The organism is Aeromonas media (assembly GCF_000819985.1).
In the GTDB taxonomy this organism is placed as follows: Bacteria; Pseudomonadota; Gammaproteobacteria; order Enterobacterales; family Aeromonadaceae; genus Aeromonas; species Aeromonas media.
The window spans coordinates 1-24506 of record NZ_CDBZ01000220.1; the positions used below are offsets into that span (position 1 = coordinate 1).

Annotated in this window: 21 protein-coding genes and 1 tRNA gene; 14 read left to right on the forward strand and 8 right to left on the reverse strand. The window is 61.7% G+C overall.

What is annotated here, in order from left to right:
* Positions 1-122: 122 nt before the first annotated feature.
* On the reverse strand, positions 123-299 hold the full coding sequence (locus BN1127_RS22270; RefSeq protein WP_005333052.1) for a hypothetical protein: 177 nt from the start codon (positions 297-299) through the stop codon (positions 123-125).
* A gap of 192 nt (positions 300-491) precedes the next feature.
* Here BN1127_RS22270 and BN1127_RS19705 point away from each other — a divergent pair, with 192 nt between their 5' ends.
* The 5 genes from BN1127_RS19705 to BN1127_RS19725 all read left to right on the forward strand — a co-directional run bounded on the left by BN1127_RS19705 (position 492) and on the right by BN1127_RS19725 (position 5873).
* A complete protein-coding gene (locus tag BN1127_RS19705) occupies positions 492-704 on the forward strand; it encodes a hypothetical protein (RefSeq protein WP_042650573.1) in 213 nt (70 codons plus the stop codon).
* A 343-nt stretch (positions 705-1047) separates the two neighbouring features.
* Positions 1048-2268 carry an arginine deiminase gene (gene arcA / locus BN1127_RS19710; protein WP_042650574.1) on the forward strand — a complete coding sequence of 407 codons (1221 nt, stop codon included), beginning with the start codon at positions 1048-1050 and terminating at the stop codon, positions 2266-2268.
* Between the two features lie 62 nt (positions 2269-2330).
* Complete coding sequence (arcC, locus tag BN1127_RS19715; RefSeq protein ID WP_042650575.1) at positions 2331-3257, forward strand: carbamate kinase; 927 nt, start codon at positions 2331-2333, stop codon at positions 3255-3257.
* An 83-nt stretch (positions 3258-3340) separates the two neighbouring features.
* The gene (gene argF, locus BN1127_RS19720; protein WP_042650576.1) at positions 3341-4345 is read left to right on the forward strand and encodes an ornithine carbamoyltransferase; all 1005 of its coding nucleotides are present in this window, start codon (positions 3341-3343) and stop codon (positions 4343-4345) included.
* A 121-nt stretch (positions 4346-4466) separates the two neighbouring features.
* On the forward strand, positions 4467-5873 hold the full coding sequence (locus BN1127_RS19725; protein ID WP_042650577.1) for a YfcC family protein: 1407 nt from the start codon (positions 4467-4469) through the stop codon (positions 5871-5873).
* Positions 5874-5986: 113 nt separating this feature from the next.
* Here BN1127_RS19725 and BN1127_RS19730 read toward each other — a convergent pair whose 3' ends face one another.
* The 4 genes from BN1127_RS19730 to BN1127_RS19745 form a co-directional block, all read right to left on the reverse strand.
* Positions 5987-6478, reverse strand: a complete 492-nt coding sequence (locus BN1127_RS19730; protein WP_005324454.1) for an arginine repressor — start codon at positions 6476-6478, stop codon at positions 5987-5989.
* Positions 6479-6678: 200 nt separating this feature from the next.
* Positions 6679-7143, reverse strand: coding sequence for an aspartate carbamoyltransferase regulatory subunit (gene pyrI / locus BN1127_RS19735; protein ID WP_005324452.1), 465 nt, complete (start codon positions 7141-7143; stop codon positions 6679-6681).
* 17 nt (positions 7144-7160) lie between these two features.
* A complete protein-coding gene (gene pyrB, locus BN1127_RS19740) occupies positions 7161-8081 on the reverse strand; it encodes an aspartate carbamoyltransferase (protein WP_042650578.1) in 921 nt (306 codons plus the stop codon).
* A 232-nt stretch (positions 8082-8313) separates the two neighbouring features.
* Positions 8314-8898 carry a hypothetical protein gene (locus BN1127_RS19745; protein ID WP_042650579.1) on the reverse strand — a complete coding sequence of 195 codons (585 nt, stop codon included), beginning with the start codon at positions 8896-8898 and terminating at the stop codon, positions 8314-8316.
* A 201-nt stretch (positions 8899-9099) separates the two neighbouring features.
* Between BN1127_RS19745 and BN1127_RS19750 the strand changes: the two genes are divergently transcribed.
* Positions 9100-9176, forward strand: a tRNA-Trp gene (locus tag BN1127_RS19750).
* A gap of 306 nt (positions 9177-9482) precedes the next feature.
* Positions 9483-10853, forward strand: a complete 1371-nt coding sequence (locus tag BN1127_RS19755; RefSeq protein WP_042650580.1) for a phosphatidylserine decarboxylase family protein — start codon at positions 9483-9485, stop codon at positions 10851-10853.
* Positions 10854-10909: 56 nt separating this feature from the next.
* On the opposite strand, the gene BN1127_RS19760 is transcribed toward BN1127_RS19755, so the two are convergent.
* Positions 10910-11428, reverse strand: a complete 519-nt coding sequence (locus BN1127_RS19760) for a class IV adenylate cyclase (RefSeq protein WP_042650581.1) — start codon at positions 11426-11428, stop codon at positions 10910-10912.
* Between the two features lie 232 nt (positions 11429-11660).
* On the opposite strand from BN1127_RS19760, the gene BN1127_RS19765 reads away from it, so the two are divergent.
* A complete protein-coding gene (locus tag BN1127_RS19765) occupies positions 11661-13550 on the forward strand; it encodes a methyl-accepting chemotaxis protein (RefSeq protein ID WP_042650582.1) in 1890 nt (629 codons plus the stop codon).
* Positions 13551-13604: 54 nt separating this feature from the next.
* Here BN1127_RS19765 and BN1127_RS19770 read toward each other — a convergent pair whose 3' ends face one another.
* On the reverse strand, positions 13605-14117 hold the full coding sequence (locus BN1127_RS19770; RefSeq protein ID WP_042650583.1) for a lipocalin family protein: 513 nt from the start codon (positions 14115-14117) through the stop codon (positions 13605-13607).
* A gap of 16 nt (positions 14118-14133) precedes the next feature.
* Positions 14134-15036 (reverse strand): AraC family transcriptional regulator, encoded by a 903-nt coding sequence (locus BN1127_RS19775; protein ID WP_042650584.1) that lies wholly within the window; start codon positions 15034-15036, stop codon positions 14134-14136.
* A 144-nt stretch (positions 15037-15180) separates the two neighbouring features.
* Here BN1127_RS19775 and yqhD point away from each other — a divergent pair, with 144 nt between their 5' ends.
* The 6 genes from yqhD to BN1127_RS19805 all read left to right on the forward strand — a co-directional run bounded on the left by yqhD (position 15181) and on the right by BN1127_RS19805 (position 24446).
* Positions 15181-16344, forward strand: a complete 1164-nt coding sequence (gene yqhD / locus BN1127_RS19780; RefSeq protein ID WP_042650585.1) for an alcohol dehydrogenase — start codon at positions 15181-15183, stop codon at positions 16342-16344.
* 506 nt (positions 16345-16850) lie between these two features.
* Positions 16851-18377, forward strand: coding sequence for a Re/Si-specific NAD(P)(+) transhydrogenase subunit alpha (pntA, locus tag BN1127_RS19785; RefSeq protein ID WP_042650586.1), 1527 nt, complete (start codon positions 16851-16853; stop codon positions 18375-18377).
* Between the two features lie 11 nt (positions 18378-18388).
* A complete protein-coding gene (gene pntB, locus BN1127_RS19790; protein WP_041206563.1) occupies positions 18389-19873 on the forward strand; it encodes a Re/Si-specific NAD(P)(+) transhydrogenase subunit beta in 1485 nt (494 codons plus the stop codon).
* A 322-nt stretch (positions 19874-20195) separates the two neighbouring features.
* Positions 20196-21488, forward strand: a complete 1293-nt coding sequence (locus tag BN1127_RS19795) for an L-cysteine desulfidase family protein (RefSeq protein WP_042650587.1) — start codon at positions 20196-20198, stop codon at positions 21486-21488.
* A 156-nt stretch (positions 21489-21644) separates the two neighbouring features.
* Entirely contained in the window at positions 21645-23045 is a 1401-nt protein-coding gene (locus BN1127_RS19800; protein WP_042650588.1) for an L-cystine transporter, read from the forward strand.
* 72 nt (positions 23046-23117) lie between these two features.
* The gene (locus BN1127_RS19805; protein ID WP_042650589.1) at positions 23118-24446 is read left to right on the forward strand and encodes a CoA-disulfide reductase; all 1329 of its coding nucleotides are present in this window, start codon (positions 23118-23120) and stop codon (positions 24444-24446) included.
* The last annotated feature ends 60 nt before the right edge of the window (positions 24447-24506 follow it).

Here is a 24506-nt window from a genome sequence, read left to right on the forward strand (position 1 = left end):
ACGGAGGGTTGCATGGGGTTGCTGGCCGGAAGCGGCTAACAGGAGCTGGCTATCGGGGGAGGGGTATACCGGCGTGGGGCGCTGACAAGCCAGGAGGAGGGATCCTCCCCCTGGGGGCAGTATCAGTGATGTTGCTGACCACCATACCATTGGCACAGGTAGGCGGGCACCAGCATCTGTGGGGCCTGGTCAACATGGCACACCACCAGCGGCATGGCGGGAGCACCCTGGGCCTGAACCAGAGCCGGGACCATGGGTAGAACCAGGGCGACGAGCAGAAACAGCGATTTGATCTTCATGGTTATCTCCTTGGTGATAGAAAAACAGCGTGATCCTGATCACTTTCTGAGTTAAGGCGAACCGGGGAGCTGCGCAAGGTGGCGCAATAAATTCAACTAATGAAAAAACTTTAAAACCTGGATGCAATGGGCCTGGTGAGAAAAGCATCGTCAGGATGCGATCAGAATGCATATCCATATAAAGGAGATGTGATGAGGACCCTGATACGGAGGGCTGTCCGTGCGGGTTGGGGCCGATGCCATGATCTGGGACAAGAGATGGATTATTCAGGCGAAGGGATGCAGATGACTATTTATGTGGTGAGGGAAGGGAGCATTTATGAGGATAAATGCATGGATGAACGCATAAAATTCAAACAAAAAATAACACAAGCCCATGCATTTGATTTTATTGGTTATTTTTAATCTCTCATATCCATTTATAGATATCACACATGAATGAAAACGCTATCTTGATGAAATAAATACTGCCTTTGTTGCGTAATAATGCGGCTGGCATTAATGGGTAAATGTCATTTATGTAAACTCCATCATAAATTAACTCCTGATTTTATTCAGTCTCGAGTGAATGTGATCAATGTCCAAGTTTACGTTGATTGCTAGTTCTAACCTCTGTCACGAAAGGCAAGGGCAGGATAGAACACAAGCTGAGTACCCTACATAAAGAATATCCCGCCTTAGCCACGAGCCAGAATAGAAGGAATCTATTCAATCACTCGCAGGGACCACTGCTAGACGGAATATAATCATGAGCAAATTTTATGTAGGTTCTGAAGTTGGCCAATTGCGTCGTGTCATGTTGCATCGCCCCAACCTCAGTCTGAAGCGTCTGACCCCCTCCAACTGCCAGGATCTGCTGTTTGATGATGTCCTGTCGGTTGAACGTGCCGGTCAGGAGCACGACAAATTCGCTCAGGTACTGCGCGATCAGAATGTCGAAGTCTTCCTGCTGACCAACCTGCTGGCCGAGACCCTGGATGTACCGGAAGCCAAAACCTGGCTGCTGCAACATCAGGTGTCCGATTATCGCCTCGGTTCTTCCCTTGCCAATGACGTGCGCTGCTTCCTGGCTGACATGCCGCACCGCGAACTGGCCCGCATCCTCTCCGGTGGCCTGACCTACTCAGAGATGCCCTACAGTGGCGTCAACATGGTGGTCGGCATGCACGCCCCGACCGATTTCATCATAGAGCCGCTGCCCAACCACCTCTTCACCCGTGACACCTCCTGCTGGGTTTATGGCGGCGTCTCCATCAACCCCATGGCCAAGGCTGCCCGTCGCCGCGAGACCAACCATGTGAAGGCCATCTACCGCTGGCACCCGCAGTTTGCCGGTCAGGACTTCATCAAGTACTTCGGTGACGAGGATCGTGACTACGACAACTCCACCATCGAAGGGGGCGACGTTCTGGTCATCGGCCGTGGCGCCGTGCTGATCGGCATGTCCGAGCGCACCACGCCGCAAGGTGTCGAGCACCTGGCCCGCGGCCTGTTCAAGCACGGCCAGGCCAAGCAGGTCATCGCCATGCAACTGCCGAAACACCGTAGCTGCATGCACCTGGACACCGTTATGACCCACATGGACATAGACACCTTCTCCGTCTATCCGGAGGTCATCCGCAAGGATGTGAACTGCTGGAGCCTGACCCCGGGCGGCGCTACCGGCATGAACATCAAGGAAGAGGGCTACTTCGTGACCGCCATCGAGAAGGCGCTGGGGGTGGATCAGCTCAAGCTCATCACCACCGGCGGCGACACCTTCGAGGCCGAGCGCGAGCAGTGGAACGATGCGAACAACGTGCTGACCGTGCGCCCCGGCGTGGTCGTGGGTTACGAGCGCAACACCTACACCAACGAGAAATACGACAAGGCCGGTATCACAGTGCTGCCCATCCCGGGTGAAGAGCTGGGACGTGGCCGCGGCGGCGCCCGCTGCATGAGTTGCCCGATGGAACGTGACGGCATCTGACAAGACGGCGTGGCGCCGGCAGAGGCTGGCGCCACACACACCAAGACTCGAGAGTAACACTCATGAAAAAACCAACTGTCGTCGTCGCCCTGGGTGGCAATGCTCTGCTCCGTCGTGGAGAGCCGCTCGAAGCTGACATCCAGCGCAAGAACATCGCCACCGCCGCCAAGACCATCGCCCTGATCGCCGAGGAGTACAACGTGGTGCTGGTGCACGGCAACGGCCCGCAAGTCGGCCTGCTGGCCCTGCAAAACAGCGCCTACACCAAGGTCGCGCCCTATCCCCTGGATGTGCTGGGTGCCGAGTCCCAGGGCATGATCGGCTACATGCTGATCCAGGAGCTGAAAAACCTGATGCCGAGCCGCAACGTCACCGCGCTGCTGACTCAGGTACAGGTCGATCCCAAGGATCCCGCCTTCGCCAATCCGACCAAGTTCATCGGCCCCGTCTATGAGGAAGCGGAAGCCCGCATCCTGGCCGAAGAGAAGCACTGGGTGGTCAAGGCTGATGGCAAGTTCTTCCGCCGCGTGGTGCCGTCCCCGCTGCCCCAGCGCATCGTCGAAGGCGATGCCATCGAAACCCTGATCGCCCAGGGACACCTCATCATCTGTACCGGTGGTGGTGGCATTCCTGTGACCTGGGATGGCCAGTGCCTGACCGGCATCGAAGCCGTCATCGACAAGGACATGTCTGCCGCCTACCTGGCCAAGCAGATCAAGGCCGATGCCCTGCTGATCCTGACCGACGCCGATGCCGTCTACCTGGATTGGGGCAAGCCGACCCAGCACCCGCTGCGGGTGACCAGCCCGACCGAACTGGCTGGCGTCAAGTTCGATGCCGGCTCCATGGGACCGAAAGTCGAAGCCTCCTGTGAATTCGTCAAGGCGACCGGCGGCATGGTTGGCATCGGCTCTCTGGAAGATGGCCTCGCCATCCTCAAGGGTGAAGCCGGCACCAATATCGTCGCCACCCATACCGTGAATGCCTGAGTAACCGAACAACTTTGTAATGTGTACTGCGTAGTCAATGACACTGCCCAAATTGGTCTGAACAAATATAGAGAGAACTCATCATGGCTTTTAATCTGCGTAACCGTAACTTCCTGAAACTGCTGGACTTCACCCCGCGCGAAATCCAATACATGATCGATCTGGCCATCGACCTGAAGAAAGCCAAATACGGTGGCTATGAGCGTAAACACCTGACCGGCAAAAACATTGCCCTGATCTTCGAGAAGACCTCCACCCGTACCCGCTGCGCGTTTGAAGTGGCGGCCTTCGACCAAGGCGCCCAGGTCTCCTACCTCGGCCCAAGCGGTTCCCAGATCGGCCACAAGGAGTCCATGAAGGACACCGCCCGGGTGCTGGGCCGCATGTATGACGGCATCGAGTACCGTGGTTTCGGTCAGGAGATCGTCGAAGAGCTGGGCGCCCATGCCGGTGTACCGGTCTGGAACGGTCTGACCAACGAATTCCACCCGACCCAGATCCTGGCCGACTTCATGACCATGCTGGAGCACGGCAAGGGCAAGCGCCTGGATCAAATCAAGTTCGCCTACCTGGGTGATGCTCGCAACAACATGGGCAACTCCCTGATGGTCGGTGCCGCCAAGATGGGCATGGACATCCGCCTGGTTGCGCCGAAGGCCTTCTGGCCGGAAGAAGAGCTGGTCGCCAAGTGCCGCCAAATCGCCGAAGAGACCGGTGCGCGCATCCATCTGACCGAAGACGTGAAGGAGGGGGTGCTGGGTACCGACTTCCTCTACACCGACGTCTGGGTTTCCATGGGGGAAGCGAAAGAAGCCTGGGATCAGCGCGTCAAACTGATGACCCCCTATCAGATCAACATGGACGTCATCAACGCCACCAAGAACCCGGACGTGAAGTTCATGCACTGCCTGCCGGCGTTCCACAACGACGAGACCACCATGGGCAAGGAAGTGGCTGACAAATACGGCATGAAGGGTCTGGAAGTGACCGAGGACGTGTTCGAATCCGAGCACAGCATAGTATTCGACGAGGCCGAAAACCGGATGCACACCATCAAGGCAGTGATGGTTGCTACGCTGGGCGACTAAGGTCGCAGTAGTGGTGCCGGGGGGTAACCCCCGGCTTTTCGACCATGTGACAGCGGCATAATACCTCTAACCCTACGACCCGCAGATACATGGATACCGCACCACAGAAGGAAGCTGGACCATGACCAAATTCAAGTTCCCGTCAGCCTACACCATATTGTTTGTGCTGATCGCCCTGGTGGCCGCCCTGAGCTGGATAGTGCCGGCCGGCAAATACGACATGGTAATGAATGAAGCCCTCGGCAAGGAAGTGCCGGTGGCCGGTACCTACAAGCTGGTGGATGCCAATCCCCAGGGGATAGTCGACGTGCTGCTGGCACCCATCGACGGCCTCTACAACCACGACACCTATGAGGCAGGCGCCATCGACGTCTCCCTCTTCATCCTGATCATCGGCGGCTTCCTTGGCATTGTGACCAAGACAGGTGCCATCGATGCCGGTATCGAGCGCGTCACCGATCGTCTGCGTGGCCGCGAGGAGTGGATGATCCCGATCCTGATGGCGTTGTTCGCCGCAGGGGGCACCATCTACGGCATGGCGGAAGAGTCGCTGCCCTTCTACACCCTGCTGGTGCCCGTGATGATGGCCGCCCGCTTCGACCCTGTGGTCGCCGCCGCGACCGTATTGCTGGGTGCCGGTATCGGTACTCTGGGTTCTACCATCAACCCGTTCGCCACCGTGATTGCCGCCAACGCGGCCGGCATCTCCTTCACCGACGGCATCTGGCTGCGGGTCGCCATGCTGGTCGCCGGCTGGCTGCTGTGCGTCGCCTATGTCATGCGTTACGCCAAGATGGTGCGCAACAACCCCAGCAAGTCTCTGGTGGCCGACAAGTGGGAAGAGAACCGTGCCCACTTCCTCGGCAACAAGAGCGATCAGATGCTGGAGTTCACTCTTACCCGCAAGATAGTGCTGGGTATCTTCGTCGCCGCCTTCGCCGTGATGATCTACGGGGTGGCCGTGCTCGGCTGGTGGATGGCGCAGATCTCCGGCGTCTTCCTGGCCGCCGCCATCATCGTCGGCATCATCTCCCGCATGAGCGAGGAGGAGCTGACCTCCAACTTCATCGACGGTGCCCGTGACCTGCTCGGCGTGGCCCTCATCATCGGTATCGCTCGCGGTATCGTGGTGGTGATGGACAATGGCATGATCACCCACACCATCTTGAACAGTGCGGAAGGGATCGTCACCGGCCTCTCCACCGTGGTGTTCATCAACGTGATGTTCGTGCTGGAAGTGGTGCTCTCCTTCCTGGTGCCGTCCTCCTCCGGTCTGGCGGTGCTGACCATGCCGATCATGGCGCCGCTTGCCGACTTCGCCAACGTGGGCCGCGAGCTGGTGGTGACCGCTTACCAGTCCGCCTCCGGTCTGGTGAACCTGGTGACCCCGACCTCCGCCGTGGTCATGGGTGGCCTGGCGATTGCCAAGGTGCCCTATGTGCGCTGGCTGAAGTGGGTGGCGCCTCTGCTCGGCCTGCTGACCGTGCTGATCGTGGCCTGCCTGAGCCTGGGGGCCATGCTCTCCTGAGGATGGCAAGCAAGATGAAACGGGAGCCTGAAGGCTCCCGTTTTTTTATGGCCACAGGATGACAGGCAACAAAAAGGCGACCCAGGGGTCGCCTTGCTGCATGCGGGCTTGGCTTAGCGCGCCTGCTCCAGGGTGCGCACCACGGCGGCGTGGGCCTGACGGGTGCGGCTGATATGGCGCGGGGCTATCAGCACCACGTCGTTGCCGGCGACGGCCCCCAGGATCTCGGGATCGGCGTGGCGATCCAGCAGGCGGGCTACCACAGTCGCGGCCCCCGGGGTGGTGTGCACCAGCACCATCTGCTGGTTGTGCACCACGGCGCGCACCATGTCGTGCACGGATCGGGTGCTGCCGGCGGGCTCCAGCTGATCATCCACTAGCGTGTAGACCTTCTTGCCATTGGCATTCTGGGCCTTGGCGACGCCGAGACGGCGCAGCAGACGGGAGATGGTGGACTGGCTGATGTCGGCGAAGCCGCGCTCCGCCAGCTCGCGGCGGATCTCTTCCTGGGTGCTGTAGCAGTGCTGGCCGATGATCTGGCGGCAGGCATCGAGCTGGGCCAGGTCGGACTCCTGTTCCGGGGGGCGACTGAGGGTCTTGACCATGGCGACTTCCTTTGACGATGACAGATGGCTATGGCGCTCAGTCTGTCATGCTTGTTTTTCATAGCGAAAAACACTGATGACGAGCATTTCGGTAGGTGATGAGCGATGTCTAGCCGTTGCGAGATGGCAAATTATAACCAAAGGGGGAATAAGTGATGTGACAGGGGTCAAAAATGGGCCCCGCAGGGCCCGACAGAGTATCAATAGCGTTCGCTGACGATGTCCTGGGTGAAGGATTTCTCGCAGTATTTGCACTTCATGCGCACCGCGCCCTTCACTTCGCGCACCCGGAAGTAGCTGTCCACCGGCTCGTTGTGGGAGATGCAGTTGGAGTTGGGGCAGTGGAAGACCCCGGCGATGAACTCCGGCAGCTTCAGCTGGTGCTTCTTCACCACGGCGAAGTCTTCGATGATGTTGACGGTCGCGGTCGGGGCAAACAGCGCAAGCTGGTTGGCCTGCTGCTCGGTCAGCCGGGTGTTCTCTATCTTGATGAGATCCTTCTTGCCCAGGGCGCCGGATTTCAGGTTGAAGCCGACGGTGATCCGCTCCTGGGTCTCGATCAGCTGGAATAGCTTGAGGATCTTGATGCCCTGGCCGGCGGGGACGTGGTCGATGACGGAGCCGTGACGGATGGCTTCGACTTGCAGTTGGTTCTTCTCGGACATGATGTTCCCCTTTTCCCTTAGACGGTTTCGTTCAGTACCAGTGCCAGCAGCGCCTGGCGTGCATAGACTCCGTTCTCTGCCTGCTGGAAGTAGTAGGCGTGGGGAGTCTTGTCGACGGCGACCTCGATCTCGTCGACCCGGGGCAGGGGATGCAGGATCTTCATGGTGGGCTTGGCCCCTTCCAGAGTCGCCAGCTCCAGCACGAACTTGGCGGCCATGTGCTTGTACTCCGTCTCGTCGAAGCGCTCTTTCTGGACCCGGGTCATGTAGAGGATGTCCAGCTCCGGCATCACCTCTTCCATGGTCTCGTGGACGCTGAACTGAATGCCCTTCTCTTCCAGCTCTTCGCAGAGGTAGTCCGGCATCGCCAGGGCTTCCGGAGAGATGAAGAAGAAGCGGCAGTTGAACAGGCTCAGGGCCTGGGCCAGGGAGTGGACGGTGCGGCCATATTTCAGGTCACCGACGAAGGCCACGTTGAGACCGTCCAGCTTGCCTTGGGTCTCGTGGATGGAGAACAGGTCGAGCAGGGTCTGGGTCGGATGCTGGTTGGAGCCGTCACCGCCGTTGATGACAGGCACCCGGGAGAGCTCGGAGGCCAGACGGGCGGCGCCCTCCTTCGGGTGGCGCATCACCACGGCATCGGCATAGGAGCCGATGATCTTGATGGAGTCGGCCAGGGTCTCGCCCTTCTTGGCGCTGGTGTTGCCGCCGTCGGCGAAGCCGATGATGTTGCCGCCAAGGCGCTGTACCGCGGTCTCGAAGGAGAGACGAGTGCGGGTGGAGGCCTCGAAGAAGCAGCTGGCGACCAGCTTGTCTTTCAGCAGGCGGGTGTCGGGTTCGGCCTTCAACCGCTGTGCGGTGGCGACCACCAGTTCCATGTCGGACCGGGTCAGGTCCGAGATGGAGATGACGTGTTTGTTATAGAGTGGATTGGTCATCGTCTGCATTCCCTTTGACATCAATGAAGGTTTTTCTGGCACAAAAAAAAGCCCCTGAAACAGGGGCTCTTTTTAAAAACAACTGGGGATCTGTGGGTCGGAAACCGGAAACAACGGGGCCGCTCTGGTGCGCTCCACCCGTCTGCAAGGCTGCTTTTTTCATCAAAAACGGCATCGTCCTGTCCCGACCTTTTTCAAAACCGGACAGATTATAGGGCTGGTTTTTGAATTGTCAAAAATTTATTTCAGAGGCAGGATTTGCCGGTAAAAACGTTTGAGTGTCGCGAACGGGTCGACAAATCCAGACCTGGTGCTCAGGCTGCAGCGGCAGTCCATCCGTGGCCATGCTGCGCAGATAACCGAGTCGGTGGTGCCCCTCCAGCAGACAATATGGCTGCGGCAGGGGTTGGCCATCTGGGTAGCAGGCACCGGGCTCGGGGGCGAGCACTATGATGGGCTCGGACCAGGTGCCCCGGCTCAGCATGTCTTCACCGAGCCAGGAACGACGCACATAGCGGTTGCTGCGCAGCATCTCGCCCCAACGCTCGATCACCTCCATGTGGCGGGAGCCTATCTGGCTCACGACCTGGGTCGTCTCCCAGGCTTCGCACTCGAACCGGTGGCGGGCGAGGTCGATAAAGCTCCAGTTGGACTCAAAACCGCGCCAATGGCGGTAAATCCATTGTGTCAGCACATTTTGGGGGATGAAGGGCACCAGGGGGGAGACCCGCTCGAGATAGTCTGGCAGAGACTCGGTTTTGCGCTCATCCCGGAAGTTGAGGGGCGCAAGTTGTTGAAGCAGTCGGTAATTGAGCATGAGCGACCTCCCTGTTGCTGGTTTCACCCTACCCCCATTTATGCCCCATTCCTACCCCGGCGGGACTGCAAATACAGCAAGTTACCCCGGCTGGTTGCGGGAATTGCCATGATTTGCTCGTGAATTGTTCGATCGCATCGAAAGTGAGAAAAAAAGCCTTTACCTTTGATCCCGGCTTTGTATAATTCGCCTCGTTGTTGCAGGGGCGTAGTTCCAATTGGTAGAACAGCGGTCTCCAAAACCGATGGTTGCGGGTTCGAGTCCTGCCGCCCCTGCCATTTTCAGAAAGGCCAGCTCATTGAGCTGGCCTTTCGCATTTCTGTCATCCTCTTTACCCATCCTGGTGGCAGCGGCTGACTGCCCTCGCTGAGCTGCCTTCCCGTATATCCCTTGAGCCTCAACGGTTCGGCCCGATTGCGCTTCGCTAGCCGCTATTGCCGCTTTTTGCCCTGTTGTTTCTGGCAATCGTGCTGTCTGGCGCCCTGTGCTACACCACATGAGCTGCGCCTCACTGGCGCGCGTGCAAGCAACCGGGCGTTCCGACCGGCAACGGGGAACGCGAAGCGAGAGTGAGGAGAGGCATGATGAACAAGGCCGTTGAAACCCGCATGAACAGAGCCCGCCCCGGTGGCTGGGTGCCACAGGATCAGGCCCACATCCGGCGTTGGATAGCGCGACTGAAACACTATGTGACGCAGCAATCGGGACCGCTGGCCGCACCCATCGCCGAGTTGCGGGATCTGGTCAACGGCGATCCCCTGTTGCACGCCCAGGCCAATGCCATGTTCAGGGAGGCCTGGCGCCATGAGCACCTGACCCCGCTCGGCCAGATCGAGGTACAGAGCTTCGACGAGTTCCTGGCCTTGCTCAACGGCATCATGACCACGGCCCCCGAGGCCTATCAGGACATCCCCACTCACGAGCCCTCCGGCCTCATCGGCTTTCCCATCAACGCCCTGCTCGACTGGCCCATGGCGACCCGCTCCGGCTATCACTTCTTCGCCAACGCCCTGGTGAACCAGCAGTTCAAGAAGATCCTCGATTACTGGGCGCAGTTTCTGCAAAGTCCGGCCTCCCGCTATGTGCTGACCGAGCCGGTCAGTCGGCTGGACAGGGAGACCCTGATCGTCCCCTGGCTCGGCGAGGTGGCCAAGGCCGAGATGGTGCAGGTGGCCAGAGGGGCGTTCGGGGAGGGGTCTGACCCCACACCCGCTCGTTTCGAGCAGATCTTCCAGTGCGATCCGGCGGCCGAATACCAGGGTTTTGGCTGCTGGGATGACTTCTTCACCCGCACCTTCCGTCCCGGCGTGCGGCCGGTGTCGGCGCCGGAGGACGACGGCGTCATCGTCAGCGCCTGCGAGTCGGCGCCGCTGCAGGTGACGGGGGATGTGAGTCTCAGCGATCGCTTCTGGCTCAAGGGCCAACCCTACTCGCTGGACAACATGCTCGACTTTGACGAGAGCGCCCCCCTGTTCGACGGCTGCACTGTGTATCAGGCCTTTCTCAGCGCCTTGAGTTATCACCGCTGGCACAGCCCGGTGAGCGGGATCATTCGCAAGGTGCGCGTGGTCAATGGCACCTACTACCTGGAGAATCAGTTCGAGGGCTTCCTCGACAGTGACGGCGCCGATCCCAGCGCACCGAACAACTCCCAGCCGTTCCTCACCTCGGTAGCCACCCGGGCGCTGATCTTCATCGAGGCCGACAACCCCAAAATCGGCCTGATGTGCGTGGTGCCGGTGGGGATGGCGGAGGTGTCGAGTTGCGACGTCACGGTGAGGGTGGGGGACAGAGTGAAGAAGGGGGATCCGCTCGGCATGTTCCACTTCGGTGGCTCCACCCATTGCCTGCTGTTCCGCCCCGGGGTCGAGCTGGCATTTGACTTCCACGGCCAGCGGCCGGGGCTGGATGCCACCAACCTGAGGGTCAACACCGCCATCGCGCGGGTGAAATAGGAGTCCCCGTGCCGTAGCTGAAAGGAAGAGGCCGCCTCTGGGCGGCCTCCTTGCATTCAGGCCCGCTGCCGGAGCAGCAGATCCAGGTATGCGCCCTCGATCAGCTGGGAGTGCTCCACCCCGAGGCGTGCCATGATGTCGTGGGCCTCCCGCATCCCCGCCTCGAGCGGTTCGCATTCCTCCAGCACCACCTCCAGCTCGAGGAAGTGACCCAGCCCCTCCACCCGATCGAGGTGGATCCGGGTCCTGCCGACCAGGAAAAGGGTGCGCATCTTCCGTACCCTGCCGATCTGACCGCAGGCCAGACTGAGGGTCTCCCGCAGCCGGTCCGGCTCGCTGGTCGGGGTCAGGTGATAGAAGCTCTCCTTGGGCCCCTGCAGATCGGCACGGCGGTAGAAGATGAGCTCACCGCTGCAGGGGGAGAGGGTGCGCAGCTTGAGGCGGCCGGCGTCGCAGCGAAAGAAGGTGTCATCCTGCGCTATCTCGATGGGGCCACAGTCGGCGATGGCGGTCGCCTTGGGATGAAGGAGATCGATCCGCTCGATCCTGGCCTTGATCTCGATATTTCGGGGCATGGGGGTCTCCATTGGGGGCAAAAAAGAGTCCCAACCTATCACAAGCGTCACCCCGGGATAGCCTCCGCCGATGTCGGTTGGGGATCTCGTGATTTTCGTGACTTGCAGCACAACCCGTTGTCGAGGCACGAGAAATCAATCAGATTCACTAAAGTCCAGCGTGGATACCGCCGATACCTACTACCAAGATGGGGGTATTTTCAACCCCCTGCTACCACAAGGATTCGTTGTCATGACTCTCTCGTTGCGCGGCAAGTTGCTCGCGGCCAGCCTGGGGGTAGTGCTGCTGATGGCAGCCCTGCTCGGTATCGTCGCCTTCCACACCCTCAAATCACGCACTCTTGGCGCCATCCAGAGCGAGGCGGTCAACTACGGCCACGCCCACTCGGTGGCCATCGGCAACTGGTTGGCAGATCGTCGGCATGCGGTCAATGGCCTGACCGCGGTGATTGCCGACAATCCCGAGGCAACCCTGGTGCCACACCTGCTGCAGACCCGTACCTCCGGTGGCTTTGGCCTCACCTATTTTGGTTCGGTGCAGGGGGCCATGACTCGCCACGATCCCTCCCTCAACACCGCCAACTACGATCCCAGGGTGCGTCCCTGGTATCAGAATGCCACCAAGGCGGGCAAGCTCATCGTCACCGCGCCCTACGTCAGCGTGACCATGCAGCAGATGGTGGTGACCCTGGCCGAGCCGGTGAGCCATCAGGGTCAGGTGATCGGGGTGGCCGGTGCGGACCTCTCCCTGGATGACCTCATCGATGAGGTGCTGGCCATGAAGGTGCAAGGGGAGGGGTACGCCATGCTGCTCGACCGCTCCGGCCTGATCGTCGGTCACCCGCAGAAGGCGCTGGCCCTCAAGCAGGTGGCCGAGCTGGCCCCCGGCCTCACCGGGGCGACCCTGGATGGCTGGAGCCGGGACGGTGAGCTGCACGGCGCCACCATAGCGGGGCGCGACGTGCTGCTGTCGGTGCAGGGGGTGCCAGGCACCGACTGGCTGCTCGCCATGGTGATGTACAAGGATGTGCTGGAAGCGCCCTTCGCCAGTCTGCTGTGGCAGCTGGTGGGGCTGACTCTGGTGCTGCTGCTGGTGTTCAGCGCCCTGCTCATCGCCATCTTCAATTACCTGTTTGCCGATCTCGGCCGGGTGTCGAAGGCACTTGCCGACATCGCTCACGGCGAGGGGGATCTCACGGTGCAGATCGTGGCCCAAAGCAGGGACGAGGTGGGGCTGCTGGCCCAGAACTTCAACCTGTTCGTGGCCCGGTTGCACGGTATCGTCAGCCGGTTGCGGGACGTCACCGTCGAGCTGGCGGCCCAGTCCAGAACCCAGGCGGCGGGGGCAGAGGAGCGCAGCCAGCGAGTGCGCCAGCAGCAGGACGAGATCGTCATGGTGGCGACCGCGGTGACCGAGATGGCATCCGCCACTCAGGAGATCGCCGGCAACGCCGAGTTTGCCGCCACCACCTCGGGGGATGCGGTCAGGCTGGCCGTCGCCGGTCAGTCCCAGGTCGGTCAGAGCCAACGCAGCATCAGCGGCCTGGCAGGGGAGGTGGCTGATGCAAGCCAGACCATTCATGAGCTGGATGGACACGCCCATAAGATCAGCGGCATCCTGGCCACCATCAGCGGCATCGCCGAGCAGACCAATCTGCTGGCGCTGAACGCTGCCATCGAGGCGGCCCGGGCCGGTGAGCAGGGCCGCGGCTTTGCCGTGGTGGCGGACGAGGTGCGGGTGCTGTCGCGTCGTACTCACGACTCTACCGCCGAGATCCAGCAGATGATCGAGGCCCTGCAGCAGACCACCCGCCGCGCCGTGGGCGGCATGGAGACCAGTCGCCAGCTGGCAGGCACCAGCGTGGAGGATGCGGAGGCTGCCAACCAGAGTCTGGCGCGGATCAACGAGGCCATCGGTGCCATCAGCGACATGGCGACCCAGATAGCGGCGGCGGCGGAGGAGCAGACCTCGGTCACCGGCGAGATCAGCCGCAACACCGAGAACATCCGCCATGTCTCCCAGACGCTGGCAGAGCAGGCGAAAGTGGAGGCTGCTCAGGCCGCCGAGCTCAAGTCCCTGACCGAGCGGCTGGAGCAGGAGATAGGCCGCTTCCGGCTCTGATCCTCCCGACAAAAAAGGGCAGCCCGTGGGCTGCCCTTTTGCATTCTCGTGGGGTCAGGGGGTCTGCTTGACCCAGATCAGCCGGTCGGTGGCAAAACCCAGCCCCTTGGCCTTGGCGATCAACGCATCCACCTTCTCCTTTGGCGGGTTGGGGGAGCGGGAGAGGATCCACAGATAGTCATGGTTGTAGCTGGTCACCAGGGAGAGCTGGTAATCGGGGTCGAGGTCGATGACGTTGTAGCCGCCGTAGAAGGGGCCGAAGAAGCTCACCTTGAGCCGCGCCTCGTCAGGACTACCGACGAAGTAGGCTTTGCCCTCGGCCTCGCGCCAGCTGCCATCGCTCTGCAGGCCGCGGTTGAGCACCTTGACGCCGCCGTCGTCACGCAGGCTGTAGGTGGCGCTCACCCGCTCCAGCCCCCGCTCGAAGCTGTGGTCGAGACGGGCGATTTCGTACCAGGTGCCGAGGTAGCGATCGAGCTGGAAGCCGGTGACGGGGCGGATGCCGTCGGCGAGGCCGGTGCAGGCCGTCAGTAGCCAGGCGGTGAGCAGACAAAGCAGTGAACGCATGGGGGATCCCTCTCTTTTAGCCTTCGATGATGTGCAACTGGCCTTCCCGGAAGCGGGAGGCCTGATCCGTCGGCGTGCTGCCGAAGAAGCGCTTGTACTCCCGGCTGAACTGGGAGTTGCTCTCGTAGCCGACCCTGGCCGCCGCCGCCCCCGCCTTGATGCCGTCGTGCAGCATCATCATGCGCGCCTTGTGCAGGCGAAACGACTTGATGTATTGCAGGGGCGAGGTGGCGGTGACCGCCTTGAAGTGGTGGTGGAAGGCGGAGACGCTCATGTTCACCTCCCGGGCCAGCTCCTCCATGGTCAGGGTGTCGGCGTAGCGCGCCTCTATCATACGAAGCACCCGGGCTATCTGGCCCACATGGTTGTGACGATTGGCCAGCGCCTGCAGCGCCGGGCCGCCCCCCTCGTGCAGGGCGTAGAACAGCATCTCCCGCACCGTCTGCGGCCCCAGCACCCGGGCGTGGTGGGGCTTGTCCATCAGATCGATCAATCGCTCGGCGGCACAGAACATTTCTTCGGACAGGGGGACAGAGTGCACACCGCTCTTTTGCACAGCCGGGGCGGGCAGGGCATCCCCCAGTTCCAGCAGCAGTTCCTGCAGGGTGGCGACGTTGATCTCCAGGGAGAAGCCGATGAGGGGCTGCTCGGGGGAGGCGAAGCACTCGCACTCGCAGGGCAGCGGCAGTGTCATCAGCAGGTAGTGGCTGGGGTCGTAGCGAAACACCTGATCCGCCAGATAGCCCACCTTGTGTCCCTGCAGTATGACGATCATCCGGGGCTGGTAGAGCACAGGCGTGCGGCCGTGATACTCGGTGGTGTAGATAAGGTTCACCTGCTCAACCGGAGAAGCTGTGATGCCCGGGGTGGTGACGTGGCGGGCCAGCCTGGCGGCGAGATCGGCGTAACGGTTGGACATGGTCGCTCCGGGTGGATTCTGATGATTTGTAGAAATAGGCAAGCAATGTGCAGAATATTGCCTTGATGGTAGATGGTGTCTGTAGAAAAATGCAATCAACATTTTGCGGCCAGGCCGCCGGACTATCAGAAGAAGGCAATGTCGATGAACAACTTTACTCTCCATACCCCCACCAAGGTGCTGTTCGGCAAGGGCCAGGTGGCCCAGCTGCGCGGCCAGATCCCGGCCGACGCCCGTGTCCTCATCACCTATGGTGGCGGCAGCGTGGTGCGTAGCGGCCTGCTGGCGCAGATCCGCAGCGAACTGGCGGGCCTGACCCTGTTCGAGTTCGGCGGCATAGAGCCCAACCCGGCTTACGAGACCCTGATGGGGGCGGTCGAGCTGGCCCGTGCCGAGCAGATCGACTTCCTGCTCGCAGTCGGCGGTGGCTCCGTGCTCGATGGCACCAAGTTTATCGCCGCTGCCGCTCACTACGATCTGGCCAAAGAGCCCTGGCACATCCTCGAGACGGTCGGTGGCGAGGTGGCTTCCGCCATTCCCCTCGGCGCCGTGCTGACCCTGCCGGCCACCGGCTCCGAGATGAACATGGGGGCCGTCATCACCCGCAGGAGCAGCGGCGACAAGCAGCACTTCTTCTCCCCCTTCGTGATGCCGCGCTTCGCCGTGCTGGATCCCGTGCTCACCTATACACTGCCGGCCCGCCAGGTGGCGAACGGCGTGGTGGATGCCTTCATCCACACCCTGGAGCAGTACCTCACCTACCCGGTCAACGCCAAGGTGCAGGATCGCTTCGCCGAAGGCCTGCTGCTGACCCTGATCGAGGAGGGCCCCAAGGCGCTGGTGGAGCGGGAAAATTACGACATGCGCGCCAACATCATGTGGAGTGCCACCCTGGCGCTGAACGGCCTGATCGGGGCCGGTGTGCCCCAGGACTGGGCCACCCACATGCTGGGCCACGAGCTGACCGCCCTGCACGGCCTCGACCACGCCCAGACCCTGGCAGTGGTGCTGCCCGCCTTGCTCGATGCCAAGCGTGAGCAGAAACGCGCCAAGCTGCTGCAATACGCCGAGCGGGTCTGGGATCTGCGCAGCGGCAGCGAAGGGGAGCGCATCGACGGTGCCATCGCCGCCACCCGCGACTTCTTCGAGCGTATGGGGGTCAAGACCCGGCTGCGGGACTACGGTCTGGCCGACGCCAATATCGACACCCTGCTGGCCAAGCTCGAAGAGCACGGCATGACGGCGCTCGGGGAGCACGGCGACATCGACCTGGTGCAGAGCCGGCATATTTATGAAGCCGCCTGGTAAGAGGCTAGAGACCAGCTCCGGCCTTGTCCGGGGTTGAATCAGGGGGCCCGCTCCCGCCTTATGGCGGCGGCGCGGCCCCCGAGTCGTTACAAAACGGTTACTTTTTCCCCTTTCATCTCATCAGATGAGCCAACGGCATATTTCATAAGAACAAAAAACGCTAAGGTAGAGGCCCGGCAAAACATTTTTTTTGACTGGTTGGATCACTTTTTCCAGCGCATTTTGCTGGTATAAGCCACTAATTTGGTTTGTTTTTTTTAATCATGGTCCGGGATGGGCTGAATTCTGTACCCGCCCGCTCGGGGTCGTGGTTGTAATAAAACTCCAAAATTTGATACTAATCACCTTCGCGCCTGAAAAGCGGGGGCCTGACCATGACAGGAGGTTGAGGTAAAGCCTGCTGATTTTCATAACAAAGGGCCCGTGACCTGCACTTTGATCATGCCTTGTCCCCTCAGACATGAGAGACTGGGCAATGATTGTTTATTAACCATCAGGGAATAGTCATGCAGATTGGAATACCGAGAGAGAGTCTCGCCGGTGAGACCCGGGTCGCAGCGACCCCGGCCACCGTCGAGCAGCTGAAAAAGCTCGGCTTCGAGGTCGCCATCGAGGCCGGTGCCGGCCAGCTGGCCAGCTTCGATGATGCCGCCTTCGAGGCTGCCGGTGCCAGCGTGGTGCCGAGCGTCTGGCAAGCCGACCTTATCTTCAAGGTCAACGCGCCGACCGATGCCGAGATCGCACAAATTAAGGATGGTGCCACTCTGGTGAGCTTCATCTGGCCTGCCCAGAACCCCGAGCTGGTCAAGAAGCTGTCCGAGCGCAACATCAATGTGATGGCGATGGACATGGTGCCGCGGATCTCCCGTGCCCAGTCCCTCGACGCCCTCTCCTCCATGGCCAACATCGGTGGTTATCGCGCCGTGGTCGAAGCCGCCCACCAGTTCGGTCGCTTCTTCACCGGTCAGATCACCGCCGCCGGCAAAGTACCGCCCGCCAAGGTCTTGGTGATCGGTGCCGGTGTGGCCGGTCTGGCTGCCATCGGGACCGCCGGTTCCCTCGGCGCCATCGTGCGTGCATTCGACACCCGCCTGGAAGTTGCCGAGCAGATCGAGTCCATGGGTGGGGAATTCCTCAAGCTGGACTTCGGCGGCGAAGACGGCGCCTCCAGCGACGGTTATGCCAAGGTCATGTCCGATGAGTTCATCAAGGCCGAGATGGAGCTGTTTGCCCAGCAGGCCAAGGAAGTGGACATCATCATCACCACGGCCCTGATCCCCGGTCGCCCGGCGCCCAAGCTGATCACCAAGGAGATGGTCGACAGCATGAAGCCGGGTTCCGTCATCGTGGATCTGGCTGCCGCCACCGGCGGAAACTGTGAATATACCAAGCCGACCGAGCTGTTCGTGACCCCGAACGGTGTCAAGGTGATAGGTTACACCGATCTGCCTGGCCGTCTGCCCGCCCAATCCTCCCAGCTCTACGGTACCAACCTGGTCAACCTGATGAAGCTGATGTGCAAGGAGAAGGACGGCAACGTCGCCATCGACTTCGAAGACGTGGTACAGCGCAACATGACGGTGATCCAGGCCGGTGAAGTGACCTTCCCGCCCCCCGCCATCGCCGTGTCCGCCGCGCCGCAGAAGCCGGCCGCCGCCAAACCGGCAGCGAAGAAGGAAGAAGCCAAGCCCTCCAACAAGAAGTTCGTGTTCGGTGCCCTCGGCATCGCCGCCTTCGGTTGGGTAGCCGCGGTGGCACCTGCCGCCTTCCTCTCCCACTTCACCGTCTTCATCCTGGCCTGTGTGGTCGGTTACTACGTGGTGTGGAACGTCTCTCACGCCCTGCACACGCCGCTGATGTCGGTCACCAATGCCATCTCCGGCATTATCGTGGTCGGTGCCCTGCTGCAGATTGGGCAAGGGTCGACCCTGGTCACCGTATTGGCCTTTATCGCCGTGCTGATTGCCAGTATCAACATCTTCGGTGGCTTCACCGTCACTCAGCGCATGCTGAAGATGTTCCGTAAGGATTAAGGGGGTTTAACGTGTCTCAAGGACTGGTAACAGCATCCTATATCGTTGCCGCCGTGCTCTTCATCCTCAGTCTCGCGGGACTGTCGAAGCAAGAAACGGCCAAGCATGGCAACCTGTTCGGTATCGCGGGGATGGCCATCGCCCTGCTCGCGACCGTGTTCAACCCGGAAACCAGTGGTGTGCACTGGATCATCCTGGCCATGGTCATCGGTGGCGCCATCGGCGTGCGCCTGGCGCTCAAGGTCGAGATGACCGAGATGCCCGAGCTGGTGGCCGTGCTGCACAGCTTCGTGGGCATGGCGGCGGTGCTGGTCGGCTTCAACAGCTTCATCGACTTGCACCCCTCCGCACCGGCTGAGGTCGTCGTCTCCGTCGGCTCCAACCTGGATGCGACCCTGGCTGCGGCCCGGGCGGCGTTCGAGCAGGCGGCCAGCGTCGCCCAGGTCGAGCACCTGTCCGGCGCCATGTTGAACATCCACCTGGTGGAAGTCTTCCTGGGCGTCTTCATCGGTGCCGTGACCTTTACCGGTTCCGTGGTGGCGTTCGGCAAGCTGCGTGGCCTGATCTCTTCCAAGCCGCTGCAACTGCCGCACCGCCACAAGCTGAACCTGCTGGCTGTGGTCGTGTCGCTGGCGCTGATGATCCACTTCGTCAACGCCGGTGGCTCTACCTTCGCCCTGCTGCTGATGACTCTGATCGCCTTCGCCTTCGGTTGGCATCTGGTCGCCTCCATCGGCGGCGCCGACATGCCGGTGGTGGTCTCCATGCTGAACTCCTACTCCGGTTGGGCGGCAGCGGCGGCGGGCTTCATGCTCTCCAACGACCTGCTGATCGTGGTGGGTGCTCTGGTGGGTTCCTCCGGTGCCATCCTCTCTTACATCATGTGTAAAGCGATGAACCGCTCCTTCATCTCCGTCATCGCCGGTGGCTTCGGCTCCGACGGTGTGGCCTCCACGGCCGATCAGGAGATGGGCGAGTACCGCGAGACCAACGCCGAAGACGTGGCCGACATGCTGAAGAACGCCAGCTCCGTCATCATCACCCCGGGCTACGGCATGGCGGTGGCGCAGGCCCAGTACCCGGTTGCCGAGATCACCCACAAGCTGCGCGAGCGCGGCGTCAAGGTGCGCTTCGGTATCCACCCGGTGGCCGGTCGTCTGCCTGGTCACATGAACGTGCTGCTGGCGGAAGCCAAGGTCCCCTACGACATCGTGCTGGAAATGGACGAGATCAACGAGGACTTCAGCGATACCGACGTGGTGCTGGTGATTGGTGCGAACGACACCGTCAACCCGGCCGCCATGGAAGATCCGGGCAGTCCCATCGCCGGCATGCCGGTGCTGGAAGTGTGGAAGGCGCAGAACGTCATCGGCTTCAAGCGCTCCATGAACACTGGCTACGCCGGTGTCCAGAACCCGCTGTTCTTCAAGGAGAACACTCAGATGCTGTTTGGCGATGCCAAGGCCAGCGTCGAGGCCATCCTGAAGGCGCTCTAAGCGTCGATGGGATGAGACAAGAGGAGGCTTCGGCCTCCTTTTTTATTGCCCGCTTTTCACGGAGTAGGGCAAGACATTGATGGCAAAGGGCCTTGGCAGGATGGGGGGATCCGTTGCCGGCGGCAGGGCAGCAATCCGGTGACGTTACCCCCGCTGGAAGGCATAATGGCGGCAAAAGGCGAGGGGGCTCAATTTTATTTGAGGCTCGCGCCACTAGAATCAAATAAAGTGACATGGACGGGGTGGCCCGGCGGGCGGCCCTCCAGATAGCACCCATACCCCTATACGATGCCTGCGGCACAGTGAACCAGAGAAACCACAGATGAAAGCACAATGGACCGACTTTATTACTCTGCTCAAGCGTGAAGTGGTGCCGGCCCTGGGCTGCACCGAACCCATGTCGGTGGCGCTGGCCGCCGCCAACTGCCGCAAGCTGCTGGGGCAGGATCCGACCCGTATCAGCGTCTGGGTCAGCGGCAACCTGTTCAAGAACGGCATGGGGGTCGGGGTGCCCGGCACCGGCATGATTGGCCTGCCGGTCGCCGCCGCCGTCGGCATCACCGGGGGCAACCCGGATGCGGGTCTGGAGGTGCTCAAAACGCTCACCCCGCAGCAGGTGGAGGCTGCCAAGGCGCTGTTGCCCATCATCAAAGTGGATGTGAAGGACGTGCCTGACGTGCTCTACGCCGAGGTGCTGGCCGAGGCCGACGGCCACAGCGCCCGGGTGGTGATCTGCACGGATCACACCCGCATCGTACTGCTGGAAAAGGATGGCGAGGTGCTGATGGAGCAGGACAGTGCCCCCGGGGTGCAGATCCAGCCCGCGAAATCCGACAAGCCCGCCATGACGCTGCGGGAGATCGTGGCGTTTGCCCTTGAGGTGCCGCTGACCGAGATCGCGTTCATCCGCGAGGCGGCCAGCATGAACCAGGCGCTGGCGGATGAGGGCCTGCAGGGCTATGGCCTGCGCATCGGCAAGATCCTCACCGAACAGGTGGAGCGCAAGCTGCTCTCGGACGATCTGATGACCCTGGCCATGCGGTTGTCCTCCGCCGCCTCCGATGCGCGCATGGACGGTGCCATGCTGCCCGCCATGTCCAACTCGGGCTCGGGCAACCAGGGCATAGCCGCCACCATGCCGGTGGTGGCCGCCGCCCGCTTCCTCAAGGCCGACGACGAACAGCTGGCCCGGGCACTGGTGATGAGCCACCTGGTGGCTATCTACATCAAGGCCTACCAGAACAAGCTGTCGGCCCTGTGCGCTGCCAGCACAGCCGCCATGGGCTCGGGGGCCGCCATCACCTGGCTGCTGGGAGGCCAGTTCGAGCAGATCAGCCACTGCATCAACAACATGATTGGTGACGTCTCCGGCATCATCTGCGACGGTGCCGGCAGCGCCTGCTCTATGAAGGTGTCCACTTCCACCTCGGCGGCGGTCAAGTCGTCGCTGATGGCCATCAACAACCTGCACGTGCCCCAGAGCGAGGGTATCGTCTCCGATGACGTGGACCAGACCATAGCGAACCTGGGCCGGCTCTCGAAACAGGGGATGCTGGATACCGACATAGAGATCATCAACATCATGCGGGCCAAGCAACAGGGCAAGGCCGGATGATGAGGGGGGCGGCACTGGCCGCCCCCGGTTTTTACAGATATTGACGTCACCCCGAACGGGGGGCGTGCCGCCACGATGCGGCCAGTTTCGGGGCGAGGCGCAGGGTGCGCCCGTCCATCCATCTCGGGCCTCGCCCGTTTATTTTTGGGGAATATCATGACTCTTAGCGTTATCGGTAATCTGGCCATCCTGGTCATGTTGCTGCTGTTTCTCTACCGCTTGCAGCAGACCCACGTCAGCTTCACCCGTCGCGTCTTCTCGGGGCTCGGGCTCGGGGTCCTGTTCGGCTGGGCCTTGCAACTGCTGTACGGTGTCGGCTCCGAGGTGCTGGTCCAGACCGGCGACTACCTGGATCTGGTCGGTAGCGGTTACGTGAAACTGCTGCAGATGATCATCATCCCGCTCATCATGGTCTCCATCATAGGCGCCATTCTCAAGCTCTCCGGCGGCAGCGCCCTCGGCAAGATCAGCGCCCTGACCATAGGGGTGCTGATCTTCACCACCATGATCGCCGCCGGGGCGGGCATACTGATGTCCAACCTGTTCGGTCTGAGTGCCGAGGGGCTCACCGCTGGCGCCGCCGAGACGGCCCGTGGTGCGGCCCTGCAGACCAGCCTCGGCAGCGTCGAGAGCATGTCCCTCGCCAAGATGGTGCTGGAGTTCATCCCGGCCAACCCCTTCCTCGACATGACGGGTTCACGCAAGACCTCCACCATAGCCGTGGTGATCTTCTCCATCTTCATCGGCCTCTCTGCCACCGGCATCGCCCGCAAGCAGCCCGAGATCTTTGCCAGCTTCGAGCGCTTCATGCAGGTCGCCCACGCCATCGTCATGCGGATGGTGACCCTGGTGCTGCGCCTCACTCCTTATGGCGTGCTGGCGCTGATGGCCAAGGTGGTGTCCGGCTCCAACTACGCGGACATCATCAACCTGCTGAACTTTGTGCTGGCCTCTTACGGTGCCATCGCCATCATGTTCCTGGTGCATCTGCTGCTGGTGAGCCTGGTGGGCATCAACCCGCTGCGCTTCCTGAAGAAGATCATGCCGGTGCTGGCCTTCGCCTTCACCTCACGCACCAGTGCGGGCTCCATCCCCATGAACGTGCAGACCCAGACCCGGGCCCTCGGCATCCCGGCGGGCATCGCCAACTTCGCCGCCTCCTTCGGCGCCACCATAGGCCAGAACGGCTGTGCCGGCATCTACCCGGCCATGCTGGCGGTGATGATAGCCCCGACCGTGGGGGTCAATCCCCTGGATCCCGGCTTCATCATGACGCTCATCGCCATCATCACCGTCAGCTCCTTCGGGGTGGCCGGTGTGGGGGGCGGCGCCACCTTCGCGGCACTGATCGTGCTCTCCGCCCTGGACTTCCCGGTGGCCCTGGCGGGGCTGCTCATCTCCATCGAGCCCCTCATCGACATGGGCCGCACCGCCCTCAACGTCTCCGGCTCTATCACGGCTGGCACCCTCACCAGCCGGCTGATGGGACAGACCGACATGGCCGTCTTCAACGGCGATGCCGAGGTAAGCTTGGACGGGGAAGAGTCCGCGGTCTGACCGGGCCTCATCTTCTGATTTGTGTATGAAAAGGGGAGGCGAAGCCTCCCCTGTCGTGACTGGAGTCAAGCTATGCGTATTGTGATCATCGGTGGCGAAGCCGCCGGCATGAGTGCGGCGGCCAAGGCGCGCCGTCTGGCCAGGGACGCCGAGATTGTGGTGTATGAAGCCTCAGAGGTGATCTCCTTCGGCGCCTGTGGTCTGCCCTACTTCGTGGGGGACGATTTCCAGGAACCGCGCTACATGGCCGAATTTACCCCGGAGCAATTCGCCGCCAAGGGGATAGAGGTGAAGATTGGCCACAGGGTGCTGAGCGTCGATGCGGCCGCCCAGACCCTGGTCGTCGAGCACAAGGGCGACAGCTTTACCGATCGCTACGATCGGCTGATGATCGCCACCGGTGCCCGCGAACAGATGCCCCCCATCCCCGGCCTGCAGCAGCAGGGGGTGTTCGGCCTGCGCCGCATGAGCGATGGGTTGGCGCTCAAAACTGCTGTGCAGGATCCGCGCAGCAAGAAGGCGGTGGTGATCGGCTCCGGTTTTATCGGGCTGGAAGTGGTCGAGGCCCTGGTCCATCAGGGCAAGGAGGTACGCCTCATCGAGCTGGCCGAGCGGGTCATCCCTGAGGCGTTCGACAGCGAGATCACCCAGCACATCGAGACCGAACTGCGGGAGCAGGGGGTCTCCCTTCATCTCGGCGAGCGGGTCCAGGCCTTGTTGGGGGAGGGCCGGGTCAGCGGCGTGCGCACCGACCAGGGGGAGTACGAGGCCGATATCGTCGTGGTCTGCACCGGGGTCAGGCCCAACACCGAGTTCCTGGCCGACAGCGGCATATCTCGGCTCGGCAACGGCGCCATCAAGGTCGACCGTCAGGGGCGCAGCTCGCTGGCCAATGTCTGGGCGGCGGGGGATTGCGCCAGCGTCTGGCACAGCGTCAAGAAACAGCAGGTCTATGTGCCGCTCGCCACCATAGCCAACAAGCTGGGGCGCATGGTGGGAGAGAACCTGGCGGGGGCCGAACAGGAATTCCCGGGCACGCTGGGCTCGGCGGCACTCAAGGTGTTGGGGCTGGAGGCAGGCCGCACCGGTCTTTCCGAGCAGGAAGCCAAAGCGATGGGCATCGACTATCGCACCGTGGTGATCAAGGACAAGTGCCACACCAACTACTGCCCGGGTCAGTCCGACATCCACGTCAAGCTGGTCTATGAGGCGGGCAGCAAGCGGCTGCTGGGGGGCCAGATTCTGGGTCGCAAGGGGGCTGTCCACCGCATAGATGCGCTGGCGGTCGCCATCACCATGGGGGTGACCACGGATCAGCTCGGCATGCTGGACTTTGCCTACGCACCGCCCTTCTCCCGCACCTGGGACGTGCTCAACGTAGCGGGCAACGTGGCCAAGTAGCTGGGCAGTCATGGCGGCGCTTGCCTATGCGCTCTTTTTCCATGCTTGGGATGCACTCAA